The sequence below is a fragment of the Pseudomonas sp. JV245A genome, from assembly GCF_032424515.1.
In the GTDB taxonomy this organism is placed as follows: domain Bacteria; phylum Pseudomonadota; class Gammaproteobacteria; order Pseudomonadales; family Pseudomonadaceae; genus Aquipseudomonas; species Aquipseudomonas protegens.
Map to the genome: position 1 here is coordinate 1 of NZ_VYKE01000223.1, position 5,864 is coordinate 5,864.

General features: G+C 67.9%; 5 protein-coding genes. All 5 read right to left on the bottom strand.

The window, feature by feature from the left end; genetic code table 11:
* Nucleotides 1-182 (bottom strand): ATP-binding cassette domain-containing protein (locus F6S12_RS29150; protein WP_315869644.1); only part of this gene is annotated, 182 nt, incomplete at its 3' end.
* Nucleotides 182-3,265 (bottom strand): serine/threonine-protein kinase, encoded by a 3,084-nt coding sequence (locus F6S12_RS29155; protein ID WP_123472614.1) that lies wholly within the window; start codon nt 3,263-3,265, stop codon nt 182-184. The genes F6S12_RS29155 and F6S12_RS29150, both read right to left, overlap by 1 nt.
* Nucleotides 3,266-3,267: 2 nt before the next feature.
* Nucleotides 3,268-4,002 carry a PP2C family protein-serine/threonine phosphatase gene (locus F6S12_RS29160; protein WP_011064247.1) on the bottom strand — a complete coding sequence of 245 codons (735 nt, stop codon included), beginning with the start codon at nt 4,000-4,002 and terminating at the stop codon, nt 3,268-3,270.
* Nucleotides 4,003-4,656 (bottom strand): type VI secretion system-associated protein TagF, encoded by a 654-nt coding sequence (tagF, locus tag F6S12_RS29165; RefSeq protein ID WP_315869645.1) that lies wholly within the window; start codon nt 4,654-4,656, stop codon nt 4,003-4,005.
* The coding region (gene tssM / locus F6S12_RS29170; protein WP_315869646.1) for a type VI secretion system membrane subunit TssM at nt 4,653-5,864 on the bottom strand (1,212 nt) is incomplete at its 5' end. The genes tagF and tssM, both read right to left, overlap by 4 nt.

The window sequence follows — 5,864 nt, forward strand, 5'->3', positions numbered from 1 at the left end:
CGCGCCGCCGAATCCGGGGCCAGCACCAGCGCCAGCAGGTCCAGCAGCGTGCTCTTGCCGCAACCGCTGGGGCCGACCACCGCCAGTTGATCACCGGCACGCAGTTGCAGCCTGGGGATCACCAGGCTGTAGCGTTGGCGACCCTCGCCGCGGCTCTTGTGCACCTGCGCCAGATTGAGCATCACGGCAGGGTCGACAACGGAACGCGGTACAGGGCATCACCCGGCTCGGCATCACCGAAGCGCACCCAGTTGGCCAGGTCGTTATGGAAGGTTTCGTAGAGGCGGATCTTCGAATCCAGCTCGTCGATGAAGTCTTCCTGCTCGGCCACGCTCAGGGACAGCCACAGGTCCTGGGTCATGTTCAGCGACTTGCTGCGGTACGGCAGGCCTTCCAGGTATTCCCCCAGCACGCCGCCGTCGGCCAGGTTGCCGCCCTTGCGCAGGGCCGACGGGTCGCGGCTCATGTAGGCACTGGCGCTGGCGATTTCCTGGAAGAAATCCTTGGGCGAGGTCTGGGTCTTGCGCGCCGCGTCGACGATCAGTTTCAGCGACTGCTGCAAGTCGTTGAGTTGCAGCTTGGTGAGCATCACACAGACCTGGAACGCCGGCAGCGCCGGGTTGGTCAGGTCGCGGTCGGCGGTCCAGGCGCTGACCAGCTGGGGCGCCTGGCTGGCGGACTTGCGGCCGAGGAAATCCATGTGCATGGCGTAGCCGATGGCCGCCGACTTCTGCGCGATGCTCGGCGCCGCCGCCAGCACCGGGACTTCCTGGCTCTGGTTGCTGCGCACCTGATGCACCAGGTCGGCGAACACCGTGCCGATCTCGTCGACCCGCTCGCCGAACTTGCCCACATCGCCGCCGGGCACCGGAATGTACAGGTCGCCGATCTTCGGGTTGGCGTCGGCGGTCAGCACCCGGTACTGGGTTTCCGCCTGGGCGTGGTTCTTCTTGCCGGCATCGGTACGCAGGTGCAGGGCGTAGATCTTGATCTGCTTGCCTAGGGCTGCCTGGCGCACTTCCGCCTCGTTCATCTGGGTGCGGCTGTAAGGGTCGTTCTTGCGCAGCGCCCCGGCATCGCTGACCAGCAGGATCAGGCGGCCGCCATAGCCCTTCCAGTCCATGCCCTCCACGGCCTGCATCACGCCGGCAAAGGCGTCTTCGTTGAACGAATGGCTGGAGACGCTGGTGGCCTTGACCTGGCTCACCAGCTCCTGGAAGCGCTGGGGATCGCGACCCTGGTCCAGGGTCACCAGGGTCTTGGTCACGTACTCCAGGCCCGGGGTCTTGCTGGTGTTGTTGCGAAAGCCCACCAGGCCGAAGCTGACGCTGTCCAGCTCGCCGCGCTGGGCGATCTTGCTTTGCAGCTCGTGCACCACATCGCGCACCTGGTCGATGTAGGGCTGCATCGACACCGAGGTGTCCACCACCAGCACCACCGCAGTGCGGAAGGCATCGCCGGCCGCCGGAGGAGTATTGGCCGGCAGGCGCTTGCCGCTACTGTCACTGATGCTCTGCGGGCTGTTGCCCGGGTCGATGGAAGCCACATTGAGCAACTGCACCGGCTGGCCGTTCTCGTCGAAACTCTCCTTGGAATCGAAGATCGGCAGCAGGTAGAACTGGTCCTGTGGCACCGCGCTGGCGTTGGGTTCCAGGGCCAGCACCTGCTGTTCGTCCTGGGGATTCTTCTGTGCCTTGAGCAGCAGGTTCTTGGCCGCCGCAGGGTCCGCCAACAAACGCTCCAGCTCGCTGGCCTGACGCACGAACATCACCGGTGCACGACCGGAACGCTCGGTGAATTTCAGCACCAGACTCTGCTTCCAGTCGCTGACCTGTTCGGCCGGCAACCAGCCGGCGCTGCGACCGTCACTGGCGGCCCCCAGGCGCAGCCAGGAGTGGCCGTCGAGGTTCTTGCGCTGATACACGTAGAGCACCGAGAACGCCGGCACCGCCTGGCCCGGCGCAGCCCCAGGCTCACTGGAGAAACTCGCCCCTGGCTTGCTCAGCACCCGCTGGAACAGGGTTTTCTTGCCCGGCATCAGCAGCGGTCGCTGGCCGCCGTCGACATCCGCGGCCACCGGCTGACTGGCCGGGGGCGCCACCACCGCAGGCGTGGTGCCGGCTGTCGAGGCGGTCTTGGGTTCTGGCGCCGGGCTGTCGCCCGACAGCCACCAGTAACCGGCGCCCGCCACTGCCAGGGCCACCGCCACAGCGACGCCGGCCAGGGCCAGCACCGGGCCGCGCCGCTGTTCGGAAGGCCCGCTGCCGGCTGGCGGCAGATTGGCCGTGCGCGGCGGCGCAGGCGGCTCCTCGGGCGGCTCGCGGCGCGGCGCCGGTCGGGGCGCCTGCTGCGGGATCTCGATGGACACCGGGGTCAGCCCGGCCAGGTCGTTGCCCTGAGGTACAGGCTGCGACGCAGCCTGGGGTGGCAGCGGCAAGGGCTGGATCAGCGTCGCTTCCACCTCGGCGGTGGCGGCCGGCAGGTTGTCCAGGGCCGCCAGCAAGGCGGCGGCATCCGGGTAGCGCTCGGCCGGGTCCTTGGCCAGCAGCTTGCGCAGGATGTGCTGGTAGCGACCGTGGTGCAGCGGCAGCTCCGGCAGCGGCTCGGTCAGGTGGGCCAGGGCCGTGGACAGCGCGTCGGTGCCGTTGTAAGGCAGCTCGCCCACCAGGATTTCATACAGCACCACCCCCAGGGCATAGAGGTCGGCGCGGCCGTCGATGTCCTGGCCACGAGCCTGTTCGGGGCTCATGTAGCTCGGGGTGCCCACGGCAAAACCGGCCTGGGTGAACTGGGTGCGGTCGTCCAGGGACTTGGCGATGCCGAAGTCCGAGAGCACCGCGGTGCCGTCGGCGCGGAACAGGATGTTGGCCGGCTTCACATCGCGGTGTACCAGCCCCTGGGCATGGGCATAGCCCAGGGCCGAGGCGATCTGGCGGATATAGGTCAGGCCCTGCTCCGGGGTCAGCCCGGCGGCGATGCGCTCTTTCAGCGTGCCGTTGGGCAGGTACTCCATGGCCATGTAGTACAGCTCGCCGACATTGCCGATGTCGTGGATGGTCACGGTGTGCGGGTGCGACAGCCGCGCCAGGGTCTTGCCCTCGCGCAGGAAGCGCTCGCAGAAGCTCGGGTCGGCGGCCAGCGCCGCGGCCATCACCTTGAGTGCCACCTTGCGTTCCAGGGAACGCTGGGTCGCCAGGTACACGCTGGCCATGGCGCCTTCGCCAATTTCGCCCTGGATGTCAAAGCCGGGAATCAGAATGTCCATGGTCAGTGTCCTGCGGCCTTGATCACGATGGCGGTGATGTTGTCCGGAGCGCCCCGGGTCAGGCCCAGGTGGATCAGGCTGCGCACCACGTCATTGGGCTCGCTGTGGCTGAGCACGTCACGCAGCTCAAAGTCCTCGGCGGTCTTGTTCAGGCCGTCGCTGCACAGCAGGAAGGTGTCGCCGTCCTGCACCTGCAGGTCAATCTGGGACAGCTCCAGCTGGGCCTCGACGCCAATCGCCCGGGTCACGATGTTGGCCCGCGGGTGCACCCGCGCCTCGGCCTCGCTGAGCAGGCCGCTGTCCTGCAGGTCCTGGACGTAGCTGTGGTCCCGGGAAATGCCTTCCAGCTGTTCGTCCCGCAACCGGTACAGGCGGCTGTCGCCGGCCCACAGACACACGGCCCGGGCCCCGCGTACCGCCAGCAGCACCACGGTGCTGCCCATCATGGTCACCCCACGGTTGGCGGTTTCCTCGCGCACCGCGGCGTTGACCGCGGCCAGGCCGTTGCGCAGCGCGGCGACATAGTCGTCCAGGCTGTCGGCGGCCGGAACCGCCCGCAGGCTGTCGACGATCAGGCTGCTGACATAGTCCCCGGCGGCGTGCCCGCCCATACCGTCGGCCACCAGCCACAGGCCGGTCTCCGGGGCTTCGAGCCAGGCGTCTTCATTGATTTTCCGCACCATGCCGACATGGCTGTAGCTGGCGGACTGGTAGGACAGTTGCGGCGCTGAACGCATTTAGACGGCACCCTCTTGTCCGAGCAAAAATTGCGCAAATTCACTGGCCGGCGGCAGGCCCTGGCAGCGCAACAGCATTGGGCTGATGTACTGCGAACCGCGCCCCCACCAGGTACTCGATCCCGCGCAGGCCTGGGCCGCGAGTACCGCGCCCCGGGCTTGTGGATCGCTGACGTAAAACCGCTGCAGGCCGGCGTAATAGCTGCCTTCGATCCGGCTGGCCGGGCTTGGCGCGCCCAGGGCCTGCAAGCCCTCTTCCAGGGCTTCGAAACTGGCGCCCTCTTCCAGGGTCGCCAGCAACAGCTCTTCCACCTGTTCGAACCACTGCTCCGGGCCGCCGACCAACGAAGCCAGGTCAGCCTCGGGCTCCAGCAGCGCAGCCACGGTCAGGGGGAAATAGCGCCCCACCCGGTCGATGCTCGGCATCACCACCCCGACCGCCGCCTGGGGCCCGCAGACCCCGGGGGCCAGGGCGAAGCGCCACAACGGGCTGATCAGGTAGGCGTTCAGCCACTGCTCGCCCAGGGCGTTCTGGCTGGCCAGCAGCCCCGCCGCCAGCCAACTGTCCCAGGGGCCGATGAAACTCTGCGGCAGGCCACGGCTGACAAAATCGCCGCGGCTGGCCAACTTGCCGTACAGGCCCGGCGCCGTCATAGCCGCTCCGGCAGGCTGAAGCCACTGAGCACCCGGCTCTTGAACGGGTTGAAGGCGCTGCTGGCCCGCAGCTCGTAGGAAATGCTCGCACCGTCCACCCGTAGCCGCAGGTTGAAGCGGTCCGGCGAATTGGTGGCGGTCAGGTCCGACTGCTCCAGCAGGCGGAACCAGGCCCAGGGGCCATCCAGGGTGATCCCGGAACGCCCGGTGGCCGAAGGCGGCATGATCGACAGGCGCACCACGCCGATGCTCCCCGGGTTGGGCCATTGCATGGCCACCGGCCGGCTCGGGCCGTGGTCGTAGCTCAGTTGCTGGCCGTCCAGGTCGAGGAGGAACTGGCTGATATTGGCGTCCATCGCCACCGGCTTGAGTTCGAAACGCACGGCCGGCTGGGTACCGCCACTGGAGCGGAAGAAGGCGTCGCGAATGTTCGAAGCGCGCTGGAAGGTCTGCAGCACGCCAGGGGAAATCCCCAGCTTCTGCGCCGCGCCTGGCTGCCAGCTCCAGGTGGTGGTCGAGGTGTTGACGTAGGGCTGCAGGTACTTGCGGAAGTAGTTGTCCATCACCCCGCCGGTGCCGAAGAACTGGCCGAAATCTTCCAGGGTCGCGTCCCGGGAACTGCCCGGCGACATCGGGTAACGGCCGCTCAGGGACTGGCGATAGACGTTCACCACTTCGCTGACCCAGGCCGCGTTCAGCTGGTTGCGCACCCCGCCCATCATGGTGTTGGTGGTGGAGCCCACCACCGACTTGACCAGCCCCTGGACCACCGGAGGCTGGCGCTCGGCGGTCAGGCTGACCCGCGCCGCAGCGGCGCTGGCCTGGTTCTTGGCCTCGCCCAGCAGCGCGTCGCCGCTGGCCCCGACCATGGCGCTGACCTGCACGTACAGGGCGTTCATGTCCGCCAGCAGGCCGTCGATGGCCGCCGGCTCGCCCTCGCCCTTGCTCACCAGGCTGTTGAGTTCGGCGAAGTGCGCGCTCACCGGGTCTTCGCTGCTGGCCACGGCAGCCGGGTTGGCCGACTGTTCCTGGCCCAGCAGGGTACCCAGGCGTTGCTTGAGCTGGTCCACACCGCCCTCGACCTTCTGGCCCTGGGCCGCCAGCAGGCGTTCTTCCTGTTGCAGGTCGGTTTCCTTGGCCACGGCCACCAACAGTTTCTTCAGCGGCGAAGTGGGCCCGGACAGAATCCGCAGCACGTCGGCGGCCTG

Coding starts and splice junctions, on each gene's coding strand:
- F6S12_RS29155 (WP_123472614.1), bottom strand. CDS start 3,265: ATGGACATTCTGATTCCCGGCTTTGACATCCAGGGCGAAATTGGCGAA.
- F6S12_RS29160 (WP_011064247.1), bottom strand. CDS start 4,002: ATGCGTTCAGCGCCGCAACTGTCCTACCAGTCCGCCAGCTACAGCCAT.
- tagF (WP_315869645.1), bottom strand. CDS start 4,656: ATGACGGCGCCGGGCCTGTACGGCAAGTTGGCCAGCCGCGGCGATTTT.